This is a genomic window from Mycobacterium shunyiense (assembly GCF_058270035.1).
Genome location: NZ_JBZDPT010000012.1, coordinates 1 through 22,778 on the forward strand (window position 1 = coordinate 1; position 22,778 = coordinate 22,778).

Here is a 22,778-nt window from a genome sequence, read left to right on the forward strand (position 1 = left end):
CGGCGCTTATTCGTTGCCATGTCGTTGGTGATTCTTCCTGCCCGAGCACTCGGGCAACAGAGTCCCATAACGACTGGACCACTACAACGGGCTCACCTCAGCACCTCAGCGCCTGGCAACACCTTCGAAGTACTGGCGGTGAACTACTCGACAACTCGGTTGCGGGCGCAGTCGCAGCAGAAGCAGCCGCACGCATCCGCACCGTGGCCAACGATCACGCGAACGCCGACGTGCATCTGTTGCTGCGCTGCCCGTTCCCCATCGCCGTTTTGCTCGGAAGGCTAACCAACACACTACGAATCGTCGCCTACGAGTGGGACGATAGCGATCACGGCAGAGACGATGCCGGTCGGCCTCGATACGTGCCAGCCCTGCGTATCCGCGCCTCCGCCCCTGCTGGCGCCGTCGATAAGGTCGTACTCAGTCAGCACACCGAGAAGATGGGATAGGCGCTGCGTCGCCGTCTACTAGAACGGCACGACTAGCTCATGGCTATCCACAGATGCCTGCTTTAGGCGTGCCGAAGCACGGCTGCTGCTCGGCGTAATCGGCTGTATTGCACCACGTCCGAACACAACATTGGTAGTTTTCTACGTCAGTCGCCGAACTAGTCGCGCTAGCTGCTGCGGTTGGCCCGCCTAAGTCTCTGGTTCGGCATCACAACTATCGAACCGTCCTTGAAGAGCACGTACGGGGATGCAACATTAATAATCTGGTTGCGCTTCGCATTTGGTGGATACACATCAAATCTCGCCCTTCCATTGCCCTTGAAAAGGGTTGTGACCAATGCGGTATCGCTTACCGACTTGCTGGCCGAAGCCTCGATTGCGCCGGCAAGTATCTGCTCAACAGTATCGATGTCCGGGAGGCTCTCGCCGTGCGTGGCCCAAAGCCGATCCTCTAGATCCTTGGCAGCATTGGCCGGAACATCTTGGCCAATGCGTCGAAGGGTAGCTTTCTGCAAGGGGTGGTCGATCTTACAGATGAAGTCATCGCGACACTCCGCGAGGACTGCACCATCGTCGGTATGCATGTTGCTGATGAGGCCGTAGGTGATGAGCCCCTTGTCGTCGTAGCCCACAGCTACAAACGCGAGCCGCTTCTCGCAGCGTTTCGCACGGATGGGCTTTACCACCCGTGTCGCCTCGTCTGCGATCTCACCCATTGCAAACCCGGAAAGGTTACGAGCAGCTACTTTCACGAACCACTCCATAGTGTGTTGATCCGGACCAATCTGCGCTAAGCCCGTGAAGCTCACTAGGAACTGGTTGAAGACAACCGCCGACTTCGTGAAGTTGTCGTCTACAGGTTTGCCATCTCTGACACTCGCGATTCGCCGATCAACAGCAATGGTTACGAAATCCTGGTTGGCATAGGCAAGCACAAGCGTCATAGCGCGACACTACGGAGCACAACTTCTAAAGCCAAGCGTCTACCGAAGCGATGAGGTCGGCCGGGGTATGCGCCGCGATACTTGTACGGTTCGACCGGGCGCTGAACGGTTCGGTCCCTGAACCGCCGCCGATAACACCCGATTCCGTCAGCCGAAGGGGCAGTCCGGCCGATTGTGACCGGCCGTCGACATGCCGGTCCGATAGCACGGCCCTCAGTTGTTGCGTTCGGCGCGGCGCCGTGCCTCCGCAATCACCAGATCGAGCCCTGCCAACCCGGCTTCGGTGGAATCGTGCGCTGTGTAGCGACGCGCGAGCCCGGTTAGCGTGGGATACTTGTCCGGGTCCAGCCCGTTGAGGCGGTTTGCCTCAGCAGAGTCATCCGTTCGCCGCGTGCGGCCCTCGACCATTGCGCAGCCCAGCAGGTACCGGTTGATCACACCGAGCACTTGCAGTGCTTCGTCACCGTTGACGCCGGCACCAACCATCAGACTCAGGATGCGTTCGCGGAGGTCGTCCACGCCCGGGCCGGTCATCGAGCGCACCGCCATCAGCTCTGCCACGCCGGGAGAGCGTTGGAAGCTGTCGTGCACGGCCGTCAACACCTGCCGCAGCTGCTCGTACCACGGCACGCCCGGGTCGGCGGCCTCAGGAACCACCAGTGCCTGGTCGGCAATGGCATCCAGCAGCGCATCCTTGGACGGGTAGTACCGATAGAGCGTCATGGGGGTCACCCCCAACTCACCGGCGAGGCGGCGCTGGGACAGCCCCTCCACGCCGTCACGGCGCAGGACGTCCAGGGCCGTTCGAAGAATCTGCTCGTCGGTGAGCAACCGGCTCGGGCCTGGGGTCGAGCGTTTCGCCTCCGGCGAGGACGACGGCATGCCTGCACCTCCTGGTCTTGACAAGACACCGTATCCGTCCGTAACCATATACACCGTATATAGTCATGGGTGATGGGCGCCATAAAGGAGGTAGCGGTGTCAGATACGTCGCTGGCGTATGTGCTCGATCTGCGGGATTGCACCGGGGACCGGACGGCTCGGGTAGGTGGGAAGGGTGCCGGCCTCGGGGCTCTCATCGCCGCAGGCCATCCCGTGCCCCCGGGATTCGTCATCACCACCGACGGTTACCGCGCCAGCACCGCGCGTGGCGGATTCGCCGATCGCCTGGAGGAGCTCACCGCCGGACTCGACAAGAGCACCGACAACCGTGCGGTATCGGCCCTGATTGCCGATTTGTTCCTGCAGAGCGGACCCGCCGCGGAGGTACGCGCCGACATCGTCGCTGCCTACCACGCCCTCGGCGACGACATCCCGGTCGCAGTACGCTCCAGCGCCACCGCTGAGGACACCGAGGACGCCTCGTTCGCCGGCCAGCAGGACACCTATCTGTGGGTGCGCGGGGCCGACGCCGTGGTCGAACACGTGGTTCGATGCTGGGCCAGCCTGTTCACCGCTCAGGCGATCGCCTACCGCCATATGGTCGGCGTGCCCACCGAGCAGGTCGAGATGGCCGTCGTGGTACAGCAGATGGTCGATGCCGCCGCGGCCGGCGTGATGATGAGCCTTCACCCGGTCACCGGCGACCGGAATGTCGTCTACCTCGAATCCGCATTCGGACTCGGGGAAGCTGTGGTCCGCGGCGAGGTCGACGCCGACCGTTTCATGATCACCAAAAAAGATCTGGACATCATCGAGCGGACCATCGGTCACCAGGCTTTCGCATACAGATTCGTGCCCGCCTCCGGCACCGTCGAACGGGTCGAGTGCGGACCGGAGGGGCCCGGACAAACCCTGTCGGACAACGAGATCACCGAATTGTCCGCCCTCGGCATCGCCATCGAGAACCAATTCAGCCGACCGATGGACATCGAATGGGCAATCGACGCCGACCGCAGGATTCGGTTGCTTCAGGCCCGGCCCGAAACGGTGTGGAGCCGGCGTCTCACCCGGGAGCAAGTTGAAGACGCGCTCGATCGATACGACGACTGGGATCCGCTGCACACGCAATCCGAACCCGACTTACACTGGGCCACCTCGAATATGGGTGAAGCCATGCCGGGCATTCAGACCCCGCTGTCGTGGACAGTTTGGGCGCATGGTGTGGAGCAATCGCCTCGCGAGGCGGCCTACCAGACCGGCGCGCTGGACCGCAGCGAACGACACGCACCGGCTGACCCGGCCCGCCGCTGTCTGCGGGTGTTCTACGGTCGTCCTGCGTTCAACGCCGAATTCCTCGCCAGGGTCGGCAATCACATGCCCGGCACCACGGGACAGGCAACCGTGCAAAGTCTGTTGGGCCGGGCACCCGATTCGATCGACTACACCCATCGCCGTCACCGCTATCCGATTGTCGCGGTCCGGATGCCGGCCCTGTTTCTGCGTGCGACCGGCGACATCCGGCGCTTCGCCGCGCAACAGGATGCCTGGTATCGCGCACAGATTCCTCGGATCGGCACACTCGACACCGAGGCCGCGACCCATTTGCTCAGCGAGGCGTGGGACCGTCATGTCGAGGCGCTGAGGGTTCAGACCTGCGGGATCATGGGCGTAATGCAGCCGCTCTACGAGGTGGCCAGCGCCATCGCGCGGCGATTCGGTGGCGATGCCACCGTGTTGACGGGGCCACCCGGCGGCGCCGAAATGGCTGTGGTGGCTGATATCTGGGCGATGTCACGCAACCGACTCGGCCTCGATGAGTTCCTGCTGCGACACGGTTTCCACGGCCCCGCCGAGGGTGAGCTCAGCAGCCGGATCTGGCGGGAAGACCCGAAACCGGTGCACGCCATGGTCGAGGCCTACCGCGCGCAGGACGAGAGCCAAAACCCGCACCGCCTCGACGCCGAGCGGCGACGTCGGTACGCCGCCGCCGAACGCGCCGTGCTCGAGGCCGCTCCGCGGGCGGCACGGCCGGCGCTGCGCCTGGCACTGAGGCTGATCCGTACCCGTCTGCCGTTACGCGGTGTGGCCAAACGATCCTTCTTGCAGGCCTTCGACGTGGCCCGCGGGGCGGCCCGACGGCTCGGTGATCTCTATTGCGCCGAGGGGCTGTTGGAACGACCCGACGATGTGTTCTTCCTGACCTTCGAGGAACTCCGCACCAATCTGCCCGGTGATGCACGAGAGCTGGTGGCCCGCCGCCGAGCCCGACATGCGGCGTATAGCGAGATCGAGCTGCCGCCAGCGTGGCGGGGCGCGCCCGCCGTCAGATACGAAGACCTCTCCAGTCCCGCGCAGATCGACGACGGCGATCTCACCGGTATCGGGGTCAGCGCTGGGGTGGTCGAGGGGCGTGCCCGGGTGCTGTCCACGCCTGACTTTTCGGCTGTCGAACCCGGAGAAATCTTGATAGCTCCAGCCACCGACCCGAGCTGGTCGTCGATCATGTTCATTGCCGGCGGGCTCGTCGTCGACATCGGCGGCGCGCTCAGCCATGCCGCAGTGGTAGCCCGAGAAATGGGGCAACCCTGCGTCGTGAACACCCGCACCGGCACCAAACGAATCAGCACCGGCGACCTGGTCCGCGTCGACGGCACCAGCGGTGTCGTCACCATCCTCGAACCCATCGAACTTTGCACAGAAAGGATTTCCTGATGAGCACCGCTGCCGATGTCGTCACAGCTTGGGGTGCGCTCGCCGAGCCGCTACACGGACCCGTACCCGACGGGCGGCCCGCATACAAAGATAACGCCTACTTGGTGTTCTGGTCGGATGATCGCAGTGTGCTTGGGGTAGCTCACTTTTCGACCTCACCCAATGCCCCCGGCCGCCGGGCCCGGTTGAGCATCAGCGTCGATGGCCACCCGCTGGAGATCATCGAGGACCTTGAACCGGGCACCTTCGCAAGTGATTCACTCGAATTCGGGCTCGACGGCACCTTGCGGGTCGACCATCCGACGCTACAGGGAACGGTGATCTCGACACCGCTGTTCGTGCCGGCCGATTACTCGATAGGACAGGTGATCCCTCCCCTAGTCCCGGACGAGCCTCTGCAGCATCATCAACAGGCGGCCCATGTCACTGGCGACCTGGAGCTCGACGGCACGCCTTTGCGATTCACCGGTCGGGCGATGCGTGACCGCACTTGGGGCTACCGCGAAGAGTCCACCAATCTGGTTGAATACCTCGCGATCCTCGTCGTCTTCGACGACCATGCACTTACCGTCATGAGGTTCACCGGGACCGATGGTCTGGACCGTACCGAGGGATTCATCCTGCCCGACGGCGGTCTCCCGCTACGGCGACTCACCGGAATGAGAATCACCCGGGATGCGGCCGGGTTGCTGCACTCCGTTGTCGTTTCTGGCGAGTCCGGGGAAGTCAAGTACACGTCGACCGGGCGGTATGGCGGTTTCTGGGTGCCCATGGGCTGGACCAAAAGTGGCCCCGCAATGAGTGCTTACGACGAGTTCATCGGTCTAAATTCGAACGACGGTGGTGGCCAAGCGTTCGGAATGGCCGAACATGGTGTGGTGCGTCAGCTGTTCTGACGCACCGGCAAGTTCGGATATCCCAACCAACACCGAGCCGATGCCGATGCCCGGCTCGGTGTGTGGAGGGCTTTTGCCTCAGAGGCGACGTAGGAGCGCGGCCAGCGCTTGCCCTCCCCCTATGCACATCGTGACGATCCCCAGCTCACTGTCCGTGCGCACCAGATGCTTGGCCACGCGCAACGTGAGAATCGTTCCGGTCGCGCCGACGGGATGGCCGAGCGCAATCGCACCGCCATAAGGATTCGTGGTTTCGGGGTTGAGATTCGCGTCGCGGATGACCGCAGCTGCTTGGGACGCGAAAGCTTCGTTGACTTCGACGATGTCGATGTCGGACGGGGCGGTACCCGTCTGCTCGAACAACTTTCGCAACGCCGGCACCGGTGCATACCCCATCAGGCCGGGCTCCAGTGCCGCAGTGGTGACAGTGTCGACGACGGCCAGGGGAGTCAAACCGTGTTCCGTCGCGAAACTCTCGGTGCTCAGCACGACAGCCGCTGCCCCGTCATTGATCCCGGACGAGTTGCCCGCGGTCACGGAGCCGCCATCTTCGAACGCCGCTGGCAGGCCGGCCAACGCCTCCAGCGTGGTACCAGGCTTGGGGTGTTCGTCGGCGTCAACGGTCCTCGGATTTCGCCCGGTCAATCGCACTTCCGTAATCTCATCATCGAAGGCAGCTTTCGCCGCGGCCGAGGAAGCGCGCTGCTGCGACTGGACGGCGAACTCATCTTGCTGCCGGCGACTCACGCCGTATGTTCGCGCGACAGCCTCAGCAGTTCGGCCCATATGCATACCGCTGAAAGGATCGGTGAGCATGGCGACGGTGCCGTCGACAAGCTTGCGGTCGCCGAGCCTGAAGCCTGCTCTCGCGCCGAAGTCGTAGAACGGCAACCGGGACATACTCTCATTTCCGCCGGCGATCGCGACGGTGGCTGCACCCCAGCGTATTTGCATGGCCGCCGACCAGATAGCTTGCAGCCCTGAGCCACACAGCCGATTGACGGTGTATGCGGGTGTGCTGTCCGCCAGTCCAGCGGCGAGAGCGACCCGGCGAGCGTTGTAGGCGTCCGGACCGACCTGCCCGATACAGCCCATCACGACTTCTTCGACGTCGGTCCCGGCTACGTCAGCGCGGGACAGTGCGGCTCGTAGCGCAATCGCTCCCAACTCGTGGGCAGGTACATCCTTGAATGCTCCACCGAAGCTACCGACGGGAGTACGCGCTCCGTCGATGAGGACAATCCGTTCTGAAGCCATGTGTGTGTCTCTTCCGTCTTCATCTCGATGCGACAAGGGAGGGCGGGGTCACCGACATCGGGTGTTCGTTGCCCTCAGCATGGCTGCTGCTGAACAACCGGATTCGCATTGCCAGCTCCCGAAGTCCTGCCTCGCCATCGCTGCCGGCAAACCCATCCACCCAAGCCCAAAGTGACGGCACGAGAGCCGCAGGCATCGCCGTATTGCTTGCCACAAATCGCTGTAGAAGCTCCTCGACTGCGGTGTCCAACTCGCCCGCCCCGATCCGCACACACAGCCACGCACGAACACGTTTGGTGAGGAACGCCTCCGCCGAATCCAGCAGCGCCCAGGCGAACGCGGACTCTTCAGCTCGATTCATCGCCAGCCCCACCCATCCTTGTCTCAGTGATCGGAGTAATCATGGGATGACAGCTCCGGTCGGGGCGTCATCCGGGCGGTAGTGGCGCGCGGTGGGCTCGTCGCCGAACTCATGCACGATGTATTGTTCTGGGTAGGTATGGGCCCGATCCAGGTCGTCGAGGATCGCGGCCTGCGCGGCGGGCGGCAGGGTGTGCAGGATCTCGCGCACACGGGCCTGACGCCGCAAGACACCCTGACGCTCGGGCATACCCGGCGTCGCGGTCAGCTGCGGCGGGACACCCTCGATCTCCTCGACACCACCATCGTGCTGACCGGCATCCAACATGGCCTGCTCAGCGGCCGCGGTCGCCTCGTCCTTCTCCTCGGACATACCGATCGGCCCGATACGGCGACCGTTGAGGAACTGCTTGACCACGGGCTCCTCGCTGGTCAGCAGCACCTCGCGGGGACCGAACATGACCAGCTGCTTGCGGAACAGCATGCCGATGTTGTCGGGCACGGTCCGGGCGATGTTGATGTTGTGCGTCACGATCAGCACCGTGGCGTCGATCTGCGCGTTGATGTCGATCAGCAACTGGGACAGGTAGGCGGTACGCACCGGGTCCAGACCGGAGTCCGGCTCGTCGCACAGGATGATCTGCGGGTCGAGCACCAGGGCGCGAGCCAGGCCGGCACGCTTGCGCATACCGCCGGAGATCTCGCCGGGGAACTTGTGGCCGTCATTGGGCATACCGACCAGGTCGAGCTTCTCCATGACGATGTTGCGGATTTCGCTCTCGCTCTTCTTCGTGTGCTCACGCAACGGGAAGGCGGTGTTGTCGTAGATGTTCATCGAGCCGAACAGCGCGCCGTCCTGGAACAGCACACCGAACAGGGTGCGGATCTCGTAGAGCTCCTTGGCCGAGCACTCCAAGATGTTGGTGCCATCGATCACGATCGAACCGTGCTCGGGACGCAGCAGACCGATCAGCGACTTCAGGAACACCGACTTACCGGTACCCGACGGGCCCAGCAACACGCTGACCTCGCCAGCAGGAATCGACATCGTGACGTCTTCCCAAATCTTCGACGAACCAAACGATTTCGTCAGATCGGATACGTCAATCTGAACACCCATCAAAAGCCCTTTTCTGAATTCGTTGTTCGTACCAAGAATGTTGCCGTGCCGCTGATTACCAATACGTTCTCAGCTGAGCAGCCCCGGGATGATGGCCGGATTGTCACGAGTAACTGTGCGGCCCTGCTCGCGCCAGGCCGCAATCTTCTGGCCGACCACCGGGTCGGCGAGCGCGCTGTGGTCGAAGAAGTGCGCATAGCGCTTGGCCGCCAACGCAACATCCGGATCATCGGTCGCGACTTGAGACAGCAGAGCGGAAGCCTCTTTGTCCGCCTCCGATGGCCCGTCGACACCGATGAGTTCAGCATCTGGATAGGCACCGTCGGTGGACACGGCCATGGCGAAGACCGTGTCGATGACCGCCTTCATCGCGAGCTGGGCACGGCGCCCCAAACCCTGTGTGGACGAGTCCGCCGCCAGCACCTCCGAGATGGCGACAGCCTGACAAGCGGCCACCGACATACCTTGGCCATAAAGCGGATTGAACGCCATCACGGCATCACCCACCGCCAGGTAACCGTCGGGGAACTGCGCCAGCTCTTCCCACATGCGTCGTCGGCTGCCACGGATCCGATAGGGCACCACAGGACCGAGAAACTCTGCCTTACGCGCAATCTCACCGACAATCGGGCTCGGCGCCGCGTCGAGATGAGCCAGGAAGCCGTCCATCTCACGGGGCGGATCGTTGTCCATCATTCCCAACCCAGCAATGAGGTAGATTCCGTTGTCGACGGGCACGATTGCAGCGCCCCGGCAATTTCCCGGATGCGGGTGCGTCAGTACGCCTTCGACGCCGTCCTCGAAGCAACCTTCGGGCAACTTCACCTCGACGGTGGCATAGCCGATCTGGGAGCGCATTTCCTTTTCCTCGGGCTCCGCGTAACCGAGTTCCCGAAGCCAGTCCGGGGAACGCGAGGCACGCCCCGTCGCATCGACGATCAGATCGCCCTGCAGCACCTCGTCATCGCGCAACCGCACGCCGACCACCCGACCGTTGTCGTCCGATCCGACCAGACCCGTGACTGCACCGCTGACAATTTCCACATTCGGTAACGCCTTGACCCGAATGCGGACCACGTGCTCGATCCACGGACGTCGCATCATCACGGTGCGGGTGCCGCTGCGGACCCGACCGGCCCACCCGTGCCTGCCATACACCGCGAGATCAGCCGGCGAATCGACCATTTTGGCGCCGGCGCCCTCAAAATCTTCGACAATCCCGGGAAGCAACGCGGCCATGGCGTCCTGACCGGCGCCCAGCAGTGCATGGACCTGCCGGCCCTGCGGTACTCCGCGTCGAGGCGCAGGCGTATCCGGCAGGGCATCCTTCTCGATAATCGTGATGCGCTCGGCGTAAGGACTGACTGCGGCGGCGACCAGAAGCCCGCTCATCCCTCCACCTGCAATGACGATCGTCTTCAGCGCCATGAGTTCCCCTTCGCGGACGTGTCTGCAGCACCAGCGCACACATTGACGCTCAAAACTCTAATATGCAATTATCTATCGGACAAGCATTTTTTCGAGGAGGTCACGTGCACATCCACCCCGGAGCCGAACCCCAAACCGATGCCGAGAAAGTCGTCGTCGCTTTCCTCGACGGCTGGGGCCCGGGCGCCTGGCCGCACATGCGGGACTGCTACGACCAATGGATGACCGATGATGTGTCATGGGAAAACACCGGCTCGCCCCCCACCAAGGGCAAGCAGGCTGCCATGGAGTTCCTGACGAAGCTCAACGACACACTCGAGATGGATTACTGCACAGCTGAGCTCCGGAACATCTCCTCGCGCGGCAATATCGTCCTCACCGAACGCATCGACCGCGTTCACCTTGCCGATGGCACCGTCGCCATCGAAATTCCCATCATGGGAAGCTTCACCGTCGAGAACGGCAAGATCGCCCGCTACGCGGACTACAACGCCGACTCCCCCATCAAGAACCGTTTTCCGCGCCACGAGCATTGAGCACGCGGACACGCTCGCCCCGACTCACCGCCGGACCGCCCCGGGTTGCGTCCAACCCGGGGCGTTCTCGTCATGAGATGTGCGTCCGGCAACCGCGGCTGTGCGCCCACCGCTCACCAGACCGGTTTCGGAACTTCCGCTGTCGGCGTCTTCGGCGGCAGCTTCGCGAGGCTGTACAGGTTGAACGCCGCGATCGCGACGAAGACCACACCGGTCGCGTAGAAGACCGGGTTGCTGAAGACGTCGGGCATGGCCAGCACCCACATATTCGCTCCAGGGAGGAACGTGTTGACCGTGCCGACCAGGATGACGATCGCCAGGCCGATACTGGCGCCCCTGCGCGAGTTCTCCTGCGCACCGCGCTTCATCCACAGGAGGCCGGGAGCGGAGGCGATGAGCATGTTGGTGAACAGGAACCACTGCATGACACTGCCCGGCCCCATGAACACGATCAGGACGTTCACCAGGCCGTACATCGCGGCGATCTGGATTCCGACGAACAATGCGGCCTGCCGCAGCGTCACGGCGCCCTTGACGACGTCGCCGAAGACTTCCTGACGTTCGATGGTGAGGACCTTGTAGATGTTGTAGACCTCGAAGAAGTTCCACACGATCAGGGCGATACCGCACGCGGTTAGGAACCAGTTCCAGTCGTGGCGGGACGCGGCGAGCAGCAGGATGACCGCCCAGCTGCTGTCGTGAGCCAGATAGAAGGTGTGCATCCACACCGGATATGGCGCTCGTCCCTCGCGTCGGATCAGGGCGAACGAGTACAGGTACTCCAGGTATCCGATCACAAAGGTGACCGCCGCGGATATCAGCAGTGGGGTGTTGTCGAGCGTGAACGCGTCGATGAGCGCGTCGTACCAAGAGGGCATCGATACTCAATTCGCCGGATTGAAGAACTTCTCCGTGGCCCTGCGCCTGTAGGCGAGGTCCTTCCGCCGTTGCGCAGCCGACACGCGGGCGGTGTCGCTCGGCAGGTGGTCGGCCAGCTCGGCGGCCTTGACCCTCGTGAGGGACGGAGCCACTGTCGCGCTGCGACTGCGGTAGTTGCGCATCACGACGACGCCTACCAGATTTCCGTTGGGATCCAGCCAGTTGGCGAATCCGTGGTCCTCGGGTGAGATGACGGCTCGGAAGATTCCGTCCGGGTCGATCCGCGCCCGGGTCATGTTGACATCGGTCTGCCGGTGCATGAAATCCGAGGGTCGCGACCATATGTCGCCGAGTTCGACCGACCAGTAATCCGAATCCGGCGGCTGCCACTCGATGATCAGCGCCTCGTCGGGGCTGATCTCGTAGACCCCGGGAACGTACGTGGTGGACTGGCTGCCGACGAGTGAGGTGGCGACTTCCGCACCGGGCATCGTCACCCACTGGTTCTTCTGTCCGCCGGCCCGCCCGATGTAGATGTCGTAGAGCCCGATGATGTAGACGTCGACCAGGTACCGGAAGAACGCCGCCGCCGCGGCAAGTCCTTGGGCCACCTCTTCGTCCGGATCATCAACCGACGGTGCGGGGTCGACCGCTTCGATTGTCAGAGTGGACAGCTCGTCGGACCAGTCACCCATGATCGCCCGCACCAGAAGGAAGTTGTACGACGAATCCGGGGACAGTCGGATCCAATTCCCCTTGTGCTCCTCGGCGCTGGCGGTGATCTCGAAAGTCCCGTTCTCGCCGAGTTCGAAGTCGTGGAAATCGTAGTTGCCGATCTCCTCTGATGCTGGGTCGCCGAGCAGATGACTGTGCACTTGCATGAGGAGGAGCTTGGCGTCGGCGATCCGGCCGCTCAGGCGATACGTCCTGCGACCGTCGAGATATAGAGTGCCGTACCGGAAGTCCTGAATAGGAGTGCCGAGGCAGGTGGCGTCCTCGTAGAACAGTGCGTTCCAGTGCACCCGCGGGGACTGACGGTGTCTGCGTGGAACGACCGCCGCGTGGTAGGCCATCGCCTGCGCCTCGAGGATGGCCGGGTATATCTGGGCACGCAGCTCGGGGTACTCGCTGAAGCGCTGCGTGTTCTCCACCGCCCGTCGAGCGTCGTCGACGCCGGCGTGGAACCGCTCCCAGGCTTGCCGGATGTCCGCCATCAGATCTCGCTCGCCACGTTGAAGAACTCCTGATAGGGCTTGAATGCTTCTCGTTCCATGAGGATCTCCTCGTCCGAGCCGATGTCGTAGGTATGCGCGGGCCGGTTCGAGCGCGCGTTGTTCTGCAAGTGATTCGAGATGGCCTGACGCCCTTCCAGAGAAAACGGCAGCCCGAAGAATTCGTAGATATTCTCGATCGCAGCCATCGGATCCTTCACCAGATCCTGGTACTGCACGTTGCACAGTTGGCTGGCGGAGAGCTTTCCCTCCTGGAGCCAACGAATAGGCTGGCTCATCATCGCCGCGGCGAGATCCGAGTTCGTGAACTGCGCGAGCGAATCCCCTTGGAACGGAACGTCGCTGCGCATCCAGTGCAGTGTGCCGATCAGGCTGACAACGGAGGCGAGCGCCTTCACCGGATCGCGGTGGGTCCAGATGAAGCCGGCGTCGGGATAGGCGTCCAGCACCGAGGGCAGGTGTGTGAGCGTATAGGGCGATTTCATCACCCAGGTGCGTCGCGGGTTGCGCCACTGCAGAAGCTTCAGCACCCGCTTCTCGTAGTGATACGCGTCGGCGGGGTCCTGATCCGCCATGTACTGCGCGTAGGAGGGAACCTGCCCCATGAGATCGAACCACGCAGGAGAGCGGAAGCTCGTGCAGTGCACGTGAATGCTCTCGGTGGGAACCGAACCGCTGAACTCGTGCATGGATTCGATCGTCGGAGCGACGCGATTCCACTGCGTCGTGAGGCCGTCGGCGCGGGCGATTCGATCGTCGGTCGTGTATGTCGCGGATTCGGGTGGCGGACAGGGGAACAGCGCCTCCCAGTTCCGCACGGTGCCCATGTCCGGGTCCTCAACCAGCGCGTTGAGCAGCATGGACGTACCACTACGCCCCTGGCCGATGATGACGAGCGGCTTCGTGATCACCTGCTCGTCGATCTCGGGGTGGCGCGTGTACATCGCTTCGATCCGTAACCGGGCCTCCAACGTGATCAACAGATCCGACCGGGTCATGAGCCGACCCATCAGGTGCAGGTTGGCTTCGGTGTCCAGAGACCGTACGAGCACCTCGAAGGGTTCGCGCCAGTCGTCATCGCCGAAGTCGTCCAGACCGGTCCGGGCGGTTGCCGCCTCGATGAGCGATCGCGCGTCGAGCGGCACGACACTCGGCAGGTCGAAGTGCTCAGCCTCGGTGTTGACCGCCTTCAACCATTCTGGCCTCTCGGGCGGTGTCCACCGGGCTCGGCGCAGGCCGCCATCTAATACGGGCAAAGCGAATCCTTCCGTTCGACACGACGCCCGCATGACGGGCTCGCATGCTCCAGGTCACATCACTCGTCAAGAGTTGCGTACTAAGTACTCAAAGTCAATACTCGACTATCCATTAGGCGACTAATGTATCGACGGTAGTAATCTGCACGACATGGTTAGCGGCGAAACGGACCGCAGGCTCAGCCGAACGCGAATCCTCGAAGTGGCGCTGAAGATCTGTGACAGCGAGGGCCTGCCGAGCCTGACCATGCGGCGGCTGGCGGCGGATCTCGGGGTCGGCGTGATGTCCCTCTACCGGTACGTCGCAACCAAGGACGACCTGATCGAGGGCGTTGTTCACCTCGCATTGCAGCCGCTTTCGAGGCCAGACGACGGAGATTGGGACGTCCGCCTGGCCTCGGCGATCGGACGTCTGTATGCGGCGTTGCGCGAGCACCCCGGAGCCACTCAGGCGCTTGCGGGCGGGTTCATCCCCGGCCCCGCACTCGATCCCGTTCGAGACGAACTTCTGGGCATCCTGCTCGACGCCGGATTCGATGCCGCCCGAGCCGTCGCGTATCTACATACGCTGTTCACCTACGCTGTCGGCTTTGCGATCGTCGCCGGCCACAACAACGTTCCCGACGCGGCAGAGTCGGCGCGCATCGCCTCGCTGCCGCCGGAGCGATTCCCTTCGCTTGCTCGCGTTGCTCCCGAGTTCGACGCTCGATTTAGTGGTCCCAGTTTCGAATCCGGCCTCGCGCTCATCGTCGACGGGCTACGCGTAGATCTCCGGAGCTGCTAGGACGAAGCTGTGCGCCTGGTCCGGTACGCATCGATGACGAGCACCAATTGCGACGGCGACGCCCCGTGCAGGCATATCTCGTCGACTCCGAGGTCCATGAACTCGACGAGTCGGGACGGGCATTCGTTCGGAGTTCCGATCTCGGCGTTCGGTTCGATTCACACTTTCGGAAGTCGACGCGCGATCTGGATGTAGGTCAACGCGCGGGCGTAGTCCGCCTCCGAGATCTGCTGTTCATCAAGATACGGCGCCCTCGGCATCTCGTGGATGATCTTGACCTCGTTGGGGTCTCGCCCAATACGGTCGGCGCACTCGTTGCGTAGTCGCATTGTTTCGGCCACCGCTTCGGCTGAGAGAAACGGCATCAGGAATACCTGCCTATGCAGGAATTCGTCGATCGCACGAGCACCACGGTCTCGAAAAGCGACAACTTCGAGTCGAAGTGCCGGAAGAACGTCATTTCCGACAGCCCGGCGTGTTGGGTGATCTCGCGCGTCGTCGTTGCTCGATAACCCCGGCGCGAGAACAACTCTCGCGCTGCGGTTATCCGCCCACAGCTCAGCTCACGCTGCGCACTCCGATCCTGCCGAGGGAAGGTCACTTCGAATACCGGGGCAGACACGTGGCGGCAATGGCAGATCTCGCAGATCTTTGCGCGGAATACCCGTTGCCATGGTAGGCCTCGTGCACCGGCCGGCCATTGCCGCCACAGTCAGGACCTACCGTTGGGAGCTTTCCTCCTCTTGTCTGGCCGAGGCGTCGATGCGAAACTCGCTCTCCTCGTCAGCCGGGGCATAGTCCATCTCAAACGGCCGCCTGTTGAGGATCATCCGAAGAATCAGGCAGAAGAGCGCGAACCCGAGAGCCATCGAGGCGAAGCCGAGTATCTGGGTAATCAGCCATGGGTAGTCGCCGTTGAGCGCGACCCAACCCGGCAGGGCTGCGGCGCCATACGCTGTGGCCATCGCCACCGGCATCATCGGCAACAGCAGGAGCGCTCTAATCCCACGGAAGTACGAGCGGAACCGATACGCGATCGCTGCCGCAAGGGTCACTCCGAGCGGGTTACATGCCTCCCACCACCAGGGAAGCTCCCACAGCAACACCAACGGGTGATTGCCGTAGTAGTGATAAACGCCGATGGCAAGCAGCGCTTCTTCGAAGAGGATAGCAAGGAGGACCAAGGCACCCAACGACTTCCAGAGATGTTTGGTTGTCGGACGCTTGGCGATCGTCACGTACTCGAATGCTCCGAGCGCGGCATAGCCAAACCACCCGGCGACGATCCACCACGGCATTTCTCGCCCCATCAGCGTGAATGCGTGCCCCAGGAACTCCGTGGAGCTCCAAGGGAAGTAGACGGCGCCCATGATGTCGAGGAATACCTCTGTAATAACGACGAGAGGTGCACTCAGGGCCAGCATCATCGCCCCCGGATCGCGCGTCTTCCGGAAGTATGCGATGCCCATCGCGAGCCCTGCCAAACCGATGATCGTCATGGCGACGGTGGCAATCACATTGTTGGTCACCAGGTACGGCTCGTAGGTCGGCTTCATCGGAAGGCCGAAGTGCTCGTCGGTACTCGACTCGGACAGCCGGTTCGACTTAAATCTCGTGAGAAGAAGGGACACGACCACAAACACCGCTACCGCAAGCCACGCCTTCCAGTATTGCGGCCGACGGGTGTCACCCAACATCCGCCCGTCGAGCTCATCATTCATGACTGACATCGCCTTGCCTTCACCTCTCCTAGCCCGTTCCAAACGATCACCACCGGTGACGGTCATCAACCACAGCCAGAGTCGCAGCTTTATGCCTCAACCCGTCTGGCCAGACACTTCCGTGGCCCTGTGGCTGTTCAGCGCACCATATCTGACCACTCGATTATTTATCGTTAATTAGTCGATATCTAGATAAATTGCAGATCTGGGCAGCTTGCCGGCGGGCCTTGCGCCGCACCGCTCGCGCCGCCATGATCGTCGAGTACTCACTATTTCATAACTCGACCAATGAAGGTTCGTCATGGTGCAGGCAAACACCCCCAACGAGCAGTTCGTGCTGGACTTTTTCGCGCGTATGGGCCCCGACCTCGAAGGGTTCAAGCAGACGTATCGGGAGTTCTTGGCCGACGACGTGGAATGGGAGAGTGTCGGGTTCGATCATCATCCCAACTTGGAGGATTCACTGAAGTACCTCGACACGCTCGCTGAGCAGACCGGGATGGCGTACTGCGACATCAATGTCATCAGCATCGGATCATCGGCCGATCTCGTCTTCACCGAGCGGGTGGACACCATGCGCAAGTCCGACGGCTCCACGATCATGGATTTCCGGGTGGCCGGCGTGCTCGAAGTAAAAGACGGAAAGATTCACCGCTACACCGATTACCTCGACAGCCTCGGCACCGCAACACAACTGCAATCACTCGCCAGCGAGTTGGGGCATGCACCCGTAGGCGGGTAACGGCACACCGTGGCGGCGGCCACCGTGTGCCGCCGCTCCGTGATTCGGTCACGTGTCGAACGCGCCGAGGGTGTCGTGATCGTCAGCGCGGTGACGATGGGGCGCATAGTCCCGACACTCGTGCAGGCAGCCCAGGATTTCGCCGATGGAGCGACTGCGTGAAGTAGCCTGACTCAACAGGATTCAGTGCACCATCACCGTGCCGGCACCGCCGTCGACCGTGATCCGCATCCCATCGGTGATCCGCTTGGTGGCGTTCTTGACCCCCAGCACGCACGGGATCCCCAGCTCACGACTCACGATCGCCGCGTGACTCATCGGTGACCCGACGTTGACCACGACCGCCTCTGCGGAGGTGAACAACGGCGTCCAACCGGGATCGGTAAACGGAGCCACCAGCACCTCGCCGGGTTCGAGATCGACCGCGTCCTCCGGATCGTTGATGATCCGCGCGATCCCGGTGGCCGTGCCCGCACAGGCAGGTGTACCGGTCAGCACCTCGCCGGCCTCGGCCACGTCGGCAGCGGGATCCTCTCGTCGGGGCCACTCGGTCACCGGTGGGACCTTGCCGGCTTCGATGATGAACGGCGGCTCGAACTTCGACAGTTCCTCGAACCAGGCCCATCGTTCGGCGATGACGTCCCGGTAGACGTCGGGGTTCTCCACCAATGTGTCGAGTTCGTCTTCCCTGAGCATCGTGATGTCCTCAGGTCGGGCGAAGTGACCGGCCGACGCGTACCGTCGTCCGAGTTCCAGCATGGGCAGCCGTCCCTCGTGCAACACCCGGATGGTGTTGGTCTTACTCTGCTCGCGCGCTGTCGAGTACAGCGCCACCGAACGCAGGGCCGCGTCGACCGCGGCGAGTTCGTCAGGCCGGCCGGCAAGTTGCGTCCGCACCCGTTCGAGTGCCGCCTCGCGCTCGGCACGCAAGCGGCGTCCCTGTTCGGCAGGGTCCTTGTCGTCCGGTTGCAACCGCATGCGGTCGATCATTCCCAGCGGTATCGAGGGGAACGACTCCCATGTCCGCGCGTTCGCCTCCCACTCCTGCGTGGAGCGCGAACCGAAACGGTAGATCAGATCGTCAAACCCGGCCCGGAACCGTCGAGCTGCATCCGAATCCGACATCCGCAGACGGTCATCGAGACCCGCGATACCACCGTCGAACTCGGCCGACAGCTCTGGCGATTCCCGGACGGCCCGACCCAGCGCCCACATCGCCTCGTTCGGCGCAGCCGACGCGATGTTCCCCAGCCCGCTGGTCAGCGTGACCGCCAGACTCGGATCACCGACAGGCAGCAGCGCCTGCTCCAGGGCCCCGGCGACGACGGAGCCTTCGTACACCATCCGCAAGTGCGTCCGCAGCACGATCGGTGCGAAGTGCTCGCGTAGCACCGTCCGCTGGCGGTCCAGGAGTTCCCGATCGGTCAGCTGCGCGAAATCCGGTCGCTGGGCCCGCAATCGCTCCGCCATCAGGCGGTGCTCCTCGATGTCGGGGCGGCTCGTCTCCGACATGACCCGCCCGATCGTCGCGAGAATCCGCTCGGTGAACTCCGGACGGTCGTCATCGGGATGCGCAACGTAAGCCGGGGCCCGCAGGTCGCCGAGGTAGGTCCGGTCCATCAGATCCGGTGTGGCTCCGGGCATCCGTGCGCCGAACGTACGCGACTGCGAAAGATTCAAGTACACGTACCCGTACACCAGGCCCTGAATGTCTAGGGTATCGGCGCGGAACTCGTCGAGGTCGAACGCACCGAACTCGACAAGCGCCTGCTTCCACTGTATTTCGTTGGGCGGCCCACCGATCATCGTCCAGAACAGCGGCGTGGCCACCGTGGACGAGACTTCACCGACGTTCGCACGGGTGTATACCGGCCACCGCGTGCTCAGCTCGTTGTCGACGACCCACGGCTTCGTGAGATCCATGAGATTCCCTTCCATCCGATCAGGGACCGATGAGTCCGCGGTATTGCGGGCAGTATTCGTTGACCGCCAGGACAAAGAAGTCGTGCGCTTGTTCGGGTTGCACCCGGGTGTATCGCAGGATGCGTTGTTCGACTTGTGCGGGGTGTCTGTTGAGCCATAGGAAGTAACAGGCGGATTTTGCGGTGCTGACGAGGCTGGGTGAGCTTTGCACGAACCCCATGGATTTGGCGGTGCTGACGAAGCTGGCGTTGTCGGCATGCGCCGACGGTGACGTCGACAGCGCGAGCAGCAGTGCCGGCACGACTAAACCGAGGACTGCAGTATGTCTTCGCATTCAGTGTCCTTTCTGGCGACACTCGGTCCGCTATGGGCAGAGGTAGATGAACGCCAACTGGGTGACGGCCGGGGTCAACAAGGTCGCTTCTTGCCCGACGAAACCCGCGTCGCGTCTATTACAGGCAAAGCGCCCCAAAGACAGCAGTTCGCCGTCGCTGCGGAATGACGTCGGGTCGTGACTGGCGGCGAAGACCTTGCGCAACTGCTGGAGGTACTGTTCCTCGCCAGGCGCCGGCGGAGTCAGTGGTTCGGCCGACGCGTGAGGTGCGATGGCCATGTTGATGGTCATTGCGCACATGACGCCGGCCAGTAGCGATATGGCGGTCTTCATATTGCTCCCCTCGGGCGGCGGGCGATTTGACGATTCGGGTGGGTCACGGCGGGGCCAACCAGGACCGGGTCTGGGTGACCAGAAACTTATAGGGACCGCGACGGCAATAGGTACTGGTGTCGGCCATCGTGGCGCACACCGTCCCGTTGTAGTTGATGTAGCTCGACGGGGGCAGATCGCGTTCTGCCCTGCCCGGCGGAAACTGGACCCCCAGCAGCCAGTCGTAGCGGGTGACGATGTTGCCGTTGACCCAACCGATGTTGGTCGTGCCAGGGGGCGCTCCGCGAATGTCGCCGGTGCATCCGAAACTGCCCCGGTCCCAGATCCCGCAATTGAGTCCCAGCGGTGTCGAGAACCAGACTCCCCCGCTGCTGCCGGTGAAGTAGTCGTCGTACTTCACTTCGTGGTAGTACCGGACGATGTGTTTGTAGTCCGGGAAGGGATCTGGCGGACCGGCGGCCGGATCGGCTTGCACCGCGGGTGCGGCAACGAGCATGACCGCACCGAGGTTGCCAAGGGCAGTCAGCCAGCGGTGGATGCGTCGGATGTTGCTGTCCCAGCGGCGGTTCATGGCAGGTTCCCCGGCGACGATTCGTTCTCGGATCGGTGCGGCACACTCCCGTAGCAGGTGACGTTGCCAACGTCGAGGATGCTTTCACAGAGCAATTCGTCGCCCCTCCAGATACGGACTGTCACGAAATGGCCTTGCAGCACGCGGCCGACGGTCGCCGCGGTGCGAAAGTTCGGCCGCCAGTCGGCGCGCACTTCGGCACCATCGGCCGTCGGGCTGGTCGCGTCGGCGACCGGCACAGTGAAGCGCCACGGAAGCGGGACGTTCTGTAGGAGATGCTTTCCCGAGGTGTCGCGGTATTCGAGGCCGGTCAGCACCCCGACCGAATCCGAGAAGACGTCGTAGGTGACGGTGTCGTCGGCGTACGCCACCGGTGGGGCCAGCATGGCTGCACCGGCGGCGAGCACCGTGACGAGCGGTGGGAGAAAGCGCATCACGCGACTCCTTTGACGGGTGAGTGAAATACTTTGCGAAGCAATCGATTCTGGGAGGCTATCCGGCGAGTACCACCGTGGTGAGCGTCAACCGCTTCTTCGCGTTGTACATCGCACTCACTCCGTATGCGGAGTACGAGCAGTCTGGGATCTTGGCATAGCCCTGCAGCAGAACCGCCTTGATCGCCTGGGCGTCCGGACGTGCGGCGCCGGACAATATCGCTGCGTGGCTTCCGTCGTAGCCGAGGTCCTTCAACAGCGGCAACGCATCGGTCTCCGGCACGGCTCGCGCCTCGTTGTTGATCCATTGGTCGGTAGTTTTGTTGATCGCGGCGGCAGCCTGATCGATCACCGGGTTCGATCGCAGCGGACCGCACGCCGCTCCACGTGCTTCGGCCACCGCGGCCCTCAGGTTTTCGGTGGTGTCGGCCATCGCGGTAGGTGCGGCGACGAGGGCTGTTGCCGCGAAAACAATTGAAATTAAGGATATCTCGCGTCGAACGCGCCGAGTAGGCGGACCGAAAACGGGTCTTGTCGCCGGGTTCGCACTGTGCACCCTCATGCCCCTTCGCAGACGTGTGAGCGGTGGATGTCGCTTCCCCAACGTTTCGCCTTCTGCACCGACGGCCCGGTGAACCAGTTGGGTTGATGAGCCAGGATCCCGTTGTTGACGTTGGACAGCTGCTCCCACAGTTTGAAGAACGCTTCACCTTCGTAGACCGCGAAATAATGGTCTCCGAACGGGTTCTGGGCCTGGGTGAGCGACTGAGCCCGCGGGGCCAGGAAGTCCACGGCCTGCCCGATATTTGTGGTCACGATGTCGACCTGCTGCTGGACATTGTCCCGGGTGTAGTCGAAGTCCTTGCCGTTAGGACCAAACGGATCTGTTGCCGGCGTCTTGTCGATCCTGTTGAATTGCAGCCTGTCGATCTGGGCTCGAAGGGTGGCGTACTGAGCGTTGTACCACTGACACATTTCTCGCATCGCCGTGATGTCGGCGTCGGTGACCTTGTCCTTGGTTTGATCGTAAGGAAAGGGAAACTTGGGCGCCCAGGCCGACGCCGTCGGCACGATCACCGGCATCGGGCGGATCAGGTCGCTGTCAGAGGGCAGATTCGGCAGCCCCGGCTGATCCGCAGGGTCAGCCGGGTCGGCACCCGAGGGCGCGCTCATGAGCACCGCCACCGCCATCAGAATCGCCGCCCATCCGAGGCCGCCGGCGCGGCGCCGGATTCTCTTGTTCTTGCTCACCGTGTCTGTCCTTTCACCCGCGCAAGTCCGCTACTTGGGTCCCAGCGCCGCACCGATTCCACCGACGTCGGTGATCTGCCAGTCCTTGTTGCTGTCGATCGTCGTGGAATAGGTCGCGGTCGATTGCAGCGCTTCGGGCGATTGCACAGTCTTGGTATGCACGCTGACAAAGCTGTCGACCATGTAGACGCCGTTGTTGACGGATCTCACCTTGGCCACCAAAGGTTCGGCAGTGGAACTCCATTGCAGCGGAACCAGGACCTGCTCCATGGAAGTCCCTGCGTCGGAAAGCTTTTTGGACAGTTCGGGACTTGTCCCCGCCACCAGTTTGACGTGCCAGGCCTGCAGATCCTTGAAGTCCATCGTGGCGGCGTTCACCGCGTAGTCGAGGGCGACCTTCTCGGCATGCGAGGCGGCGTCAGCTTGCGCGGTCTGGGTGCTCAGTTGATGGCGCGCACCGAAGTACAGCCAGCCGAAGACTGCCACTGCAGCCACCAACAGGACGATCACCGCGCCGAGGATCAAAGTGCGCACGCTCAGCGATATCGAACGGGATCGATCGATGGGCGCAGCCCTGTCTTCGGGCTCGGTCGATTTTGGCTCGGTCGATTTTGGCTCGGTCGATTTTGGCTCGACAGATTCCGACTCCACCTCAGCGGCGGCATCGTCAGCTTCGCGCGTCGGGCGCACCTTGGTGTCATTGGCACTCACAGCATTGCCTTTCTCGAGTTGAT

At 62.8% G+C, this 22,778-nt stretch carries 25 protein-coding genes and 1 pseudogene; 6 read left to right on the plus strand and 20 right to left on the minus strand.

Features of this window, described 5'->3' with window-relative positions; genetic code table 11:
• Positions 1–449: pseudogene (locus tag AC4ELS_RS10020) on the plus strand (hypothetical protein); the annotation flags it as partial.
• Positions 450–616: 167 nt separating this feature from the next.
• Here the strand turns inward: AC4ELS_RS10020 and AC4ELS_RS10025 are convergent.
• Entirely contained in the window at positions 617–1,393 is a 777-nt protein-coding gene (locus AC4ELS_RS10025; protein WP_499047015.1) for a hypothetical protein, read from the minus strand.
• 213 nt (positions 1,394–1,606) lie between these two features.
• Positions 1,607–2,275, minus strand: a complete 669-nt coding sequence (locus AC4ELS_RS10030) for a TetR/AcrR family transcriptional regulator (protein ID WP_499047016.1) — start codon at positions 2,273–2,275, stop codon at positions 1,607–1,609.
• Positions 2,276–2,371: 96 nt separating this feature from the next.
• On the opposite strand from AC4ELS_RS10030, the gene AC4ELS_RS10035 reads away from it, so the two are divergent.
• Positions 2,372–4,987: a PEP/pyruvate-binding domain-containing protein gene (locus AC4ELS_RS10035; RefSeq protein WP_499047019.1), complete on the plus strand. Its 2,616-nt coding sequence runs from the start codon at positions 2,372–2,374 to the stop codon at positions 4,985–4,987.
• On the plus strand, positions 4,987–5,883 hold the full coding sequence (locus AC4ELS_RS10040) for a DUF7064 domain-containing protein (protein ID WP_499047022.1): 897 nt from the start codon (positions 4,987–4,989) through the stop codon (positions 5,881–5,883). Before AC4ELS_RS10035 ends, AC4ELS_RS10040 begins: the two co-directional genes overlap by 1 nt.
• A 78-nt stretch (positions 5,884–5,961) precedes the next feature.
• Here the strand turns inward: AC4ELS_RS10040 and AC4ELS_RS10045 are convergent, their stop codons facing one another.
• The 4 genes from AC4ELS_RS10045 to AC4ELS_RS10060 all read right to left on the minus strand — a co-directional run bounded on the left by AC4ELS_RS10045 (position 5,962) and on the right by AC4ELS_RS10060 (position 10,048).
• A complete protein-coding gene (locus AC4ELS_RS10045; protein ID WP_499047024.1) occupies positions 5,962–7,140 on the minus strand; it encodes a thiolase family protein in 1,179 nt (392 codons plus the stop codon).
• A gap of 19 nt (positions 7,141–7,159) precedes the next feature.
• Positions 7,160–7,513 carry a hypothetical protein gene (locus tag AC4ELS_RS10050; RefSeq protein ID WP_499047027.1) on the minus strand — a complete coding sequence of 118 codons (354 nt, stop codon included), beginning with the start codon at positions 7,511–7,513 and terminating at the stop codon, positions 7,160–7,162.
• 27 nt (positions 7,514–7,540) lie between these two features.
• A complete protein-coding gene (locus AC4ELS_RS10055; protein ID WP_499047030.1) occupies positions 7,541–8,620 on the minus strand; it encodes an ABC transporter ATP-binding protein in 1,080 nt (359 codons plus the stop codon).
• Between the two features lie 69 nt (positions 8,621–8,689).
• A complete protein-coding gene (locus AC4ELS_RS10060; protein ID WP_499047032.1) occupies positions 8,690–10,048 on the minus strand; it encodes an FAD-dependent oxidoreductase in 1,359 nt (452 codons plus the stop codon).
• Positions 10,049–10,152: 104 nt separating this feature from the next.
• Between AC4ELS_RS10060 and AC4ELS_RS10065 the strand changes: the two genes are divergently transcribed.
• Positions 10,153–10,584, plus strand: a complete 432-nt coding sequence (locus tag AC4ELS_RS10065) for a limonene-1,2-epoxide hydrolase family protein (protein ID WP_499047035.1) — start codon at positions 10,153–10,155, stop codon at positions 10,582–10,584.
• Between the two features lie 113 nt (positions 10,585–10,697).
• On the opposite strand, the gene AC4ELS_RS10070 is transcribed toward AC4ELS_RS10065, so the two are convergent.
• From AC4ELS_RS10070 to AC4ELS_RS10080, 3 genes are read right to left on the minus strand one after another with little or no spacing between them, the layout of a single operon-like run.
• Positions 10,698–11,462, minus strand: a complete 765-nt coding sequence (locus AC4ELS_RS10070) for a hypothetical protein (protein ID WP_499047038.1) — start codon at positions 11,460–11,462, stop codon at positions 10,698–10,700.
• A gap of 6 nt (positions 11,463–11,468) precedes the next feature.
• A complete protein-coding gene (locus AC4ELS_RS10075; RefSeq protein WP_499047040.1) occupies positions 11,469–12,677 on the minus strand; it encodes a hypothetical protein in 1,209 nt (402 codons plus the stop codon).
• Positions 12,677–13,888 (minus strand): sulfotransferase family protein, encoded by a 1,212-nt coding sequence (locus AC4ELS_RS10080; RefSeq protein ID WP_499047042.1) that lies wholly within the window; start codon positions 13,886–13,888, stop codon positions 12,677–12,679. Before AC4ELS_RS10080 ends, AC4ELS_RS10075 begins: the two co-directional genes overlap by 1 nt.
• 214 nt (positions 13,889–14,102) lie before the next feature.
• Between AC4ELS_RS10080 and AC4ELS_RS10085 the strand changes: the two genes are divergently transcribed.
• Positions 14,103–14,735: a TetR/AcrR family transcriptional regulator gene (locus AC4ELS_RS10085; RefSeq protein ID WP_499047043.1), complete on the plus strand. Its 633-nt coding sequence runs from the start codon at positions 14,103–14,105 to the stop codon at positions 14,733–14,735.
• A 158-nt stretch (positions 14,736–14,893) separates the two neighbouring features.
• Here the strand turns inward: AC4ELS_RS10085 and AC4ELS_RS10090 are convergent, their stop codons facing one another.
• The 3 genes from AC4ELS_RS10090 to AC4ELS_RS10100 form a co-directional block, all read right to left on the minus strand.
• On the minus strand, positions 14,894–15,100 hold the full coding sequence (locus AC4ELS_RS10090) for a hypothetical protein (protein ID WP_499047046.1): 207 nt from the start codon (positions 15,098–15,100) through the stop codon (positions 14,894–14,896).
• The gene (locus AC4ELS_RS10095) at positions 15,100–15,357 is read right to left on the minus strand and encodes a helix-turn-helix domain-containing protein (RefSeq protein WP_499047048.1); all 258 of its coding nucleotides are present in this window, start codon (positions 15,355–15,357) and stop codon (positions 15,100–15,102) included. The genes AC4ELS_RS10090 and AC4ELS_RS10095 overlap by 1 nt, the downstream gene beginning before the upstream one ends.
• 97 nt (positions 15,358–15,454) lie before the next feature.
• Positions 15,455–16,522 (minus strand): hypothetical protein, encoded by a 1,068-nt coding sequence (locus AC4ELS_RS10100; protein ID WP_499047050.1) that lies wholly within the window; start codon positions 16,520–16,522, stop codon positions 15,455–15,457.
• Between the two features lie 235 nt (positions 16,523–16,757).
• Here AC4ELS_RS10100 and AC4ELS_RS10105 point away from each other — a divergent pair, with 235 nt between their 5' ends.
• Positions 16,758–17,198, plus strand: a complete 441-nt coding sequence (locus tag AC4ELS_RS10105) for a limonene-1,2-epoxide hydrolase family protein (RefSeq protein WP_499047053.1) — start codon at positions 16,758–16,760, stop codon at positions 17,196–17,198.
• Positions 17,199–17,381: 183 nt separating this feature from the next.
• Here AC4ELS_RS10105 and AC4ELS_RS10110 read toward each other — a convergent pair whose 3' ends face one another.
• The 8 genes from AC4ELS_RS10110 to AC4ELS_RS10145 form a co-directional block, all read right to left on the minus strand.
• Positions 17,382–19,121 (minus strand): PEP-utilizing enzyme, encoded by a 1,740-nt coding sequence (locus AC4ELS_RS10110; RefSeq protein WP_499047055.1) that lies wholly within the window; start codon positions 19,119–19,121, stop codon positions 17,382–17,384.
• A 19-nt stretch (positions 19,122–19,140) separates the two neighbouring features.
• The gene (locus AC4ELS_RS10115) at positions 19,141–19,455 is read right to left on the minus strand and encodes a DUF732 domain-containing protein (RefSeq protein WP_499047058.1); all 315 of its coding nucleotides are present in this window, start codon (positions 19,453–19,455) and stop codon (positions 19,141–19,143) included.
• Between the two features lie 30 nt (positions 19,456–19,485).
• Positions 19,486–19,788 (minus strand): hypothetical protein, encoded by a 303-nt coding sequence (locus AC4ELS_RS10120; protein ID WP_499047061.1) that lies wholly within the window; start codon positions 19,786–19,788, stop codon positions 19,486–19,488.
• A gap of 43 nt (positions 19,789–19,831) precedes the next feature.
• A complete protein-coding gene (locus AC4ELS_RS10125; RefSeq protein ID WP_499047063.1) occupies positions 19,832–20,359 on the minus strand; it encodes a hypothetical protein in 528 nt (175 codons plus the stop codon).
• A complete protein-coding gene (locus AC4ELS_RS10130) occupies positions 20,356–20,793 on the minus strand; it encodes a hypothetical protein (RefSeq protein WP_499047065.1) in 438 nt (145 codons plus the stop codon). The genes AC4ELS_RS10125 and AC4ELS_RS10130 overlap by 4 nt, the downstream gene beginning before the upstream one ends.
• 58 nt (positions 20,794–20,851) lie before the next feature.
• A complete protein-coding gene (locus AC4ELS_RS10135; RefSeq protein ID WP_499047068.1) occupies positions 20,852–21,226 on the minus strand; it encodes a hypothetical protein in 375 nt (124 codons plus the stop codon).
• A gap of 125 nt (positions 21,227–21,351) precedes the next feature.
• Complete coding sequence (locus AC4ELS_RS10140; protein WP_499047069.1) at positions 21,352–22,044, minus strand: hypothetical protein; 693 nt, start codon at positions 22,042–22,044, stop codon at positions 21,352–21,354.
• Between the two features lie 30 nt (positions 22,045–22,074).
• Complete coding sequence (locus tag AC4ELS_RS10145) at positions 22,075–22,755, minus strand: hypothetical protein (RefSeq protein WP_499047072.1); 681 nt, start codon at positions 22,753–22,755, stop codon at positions 22,075–22,077.
• Positions 22,756–22,778: the final 23 nt, after the last annotated feature.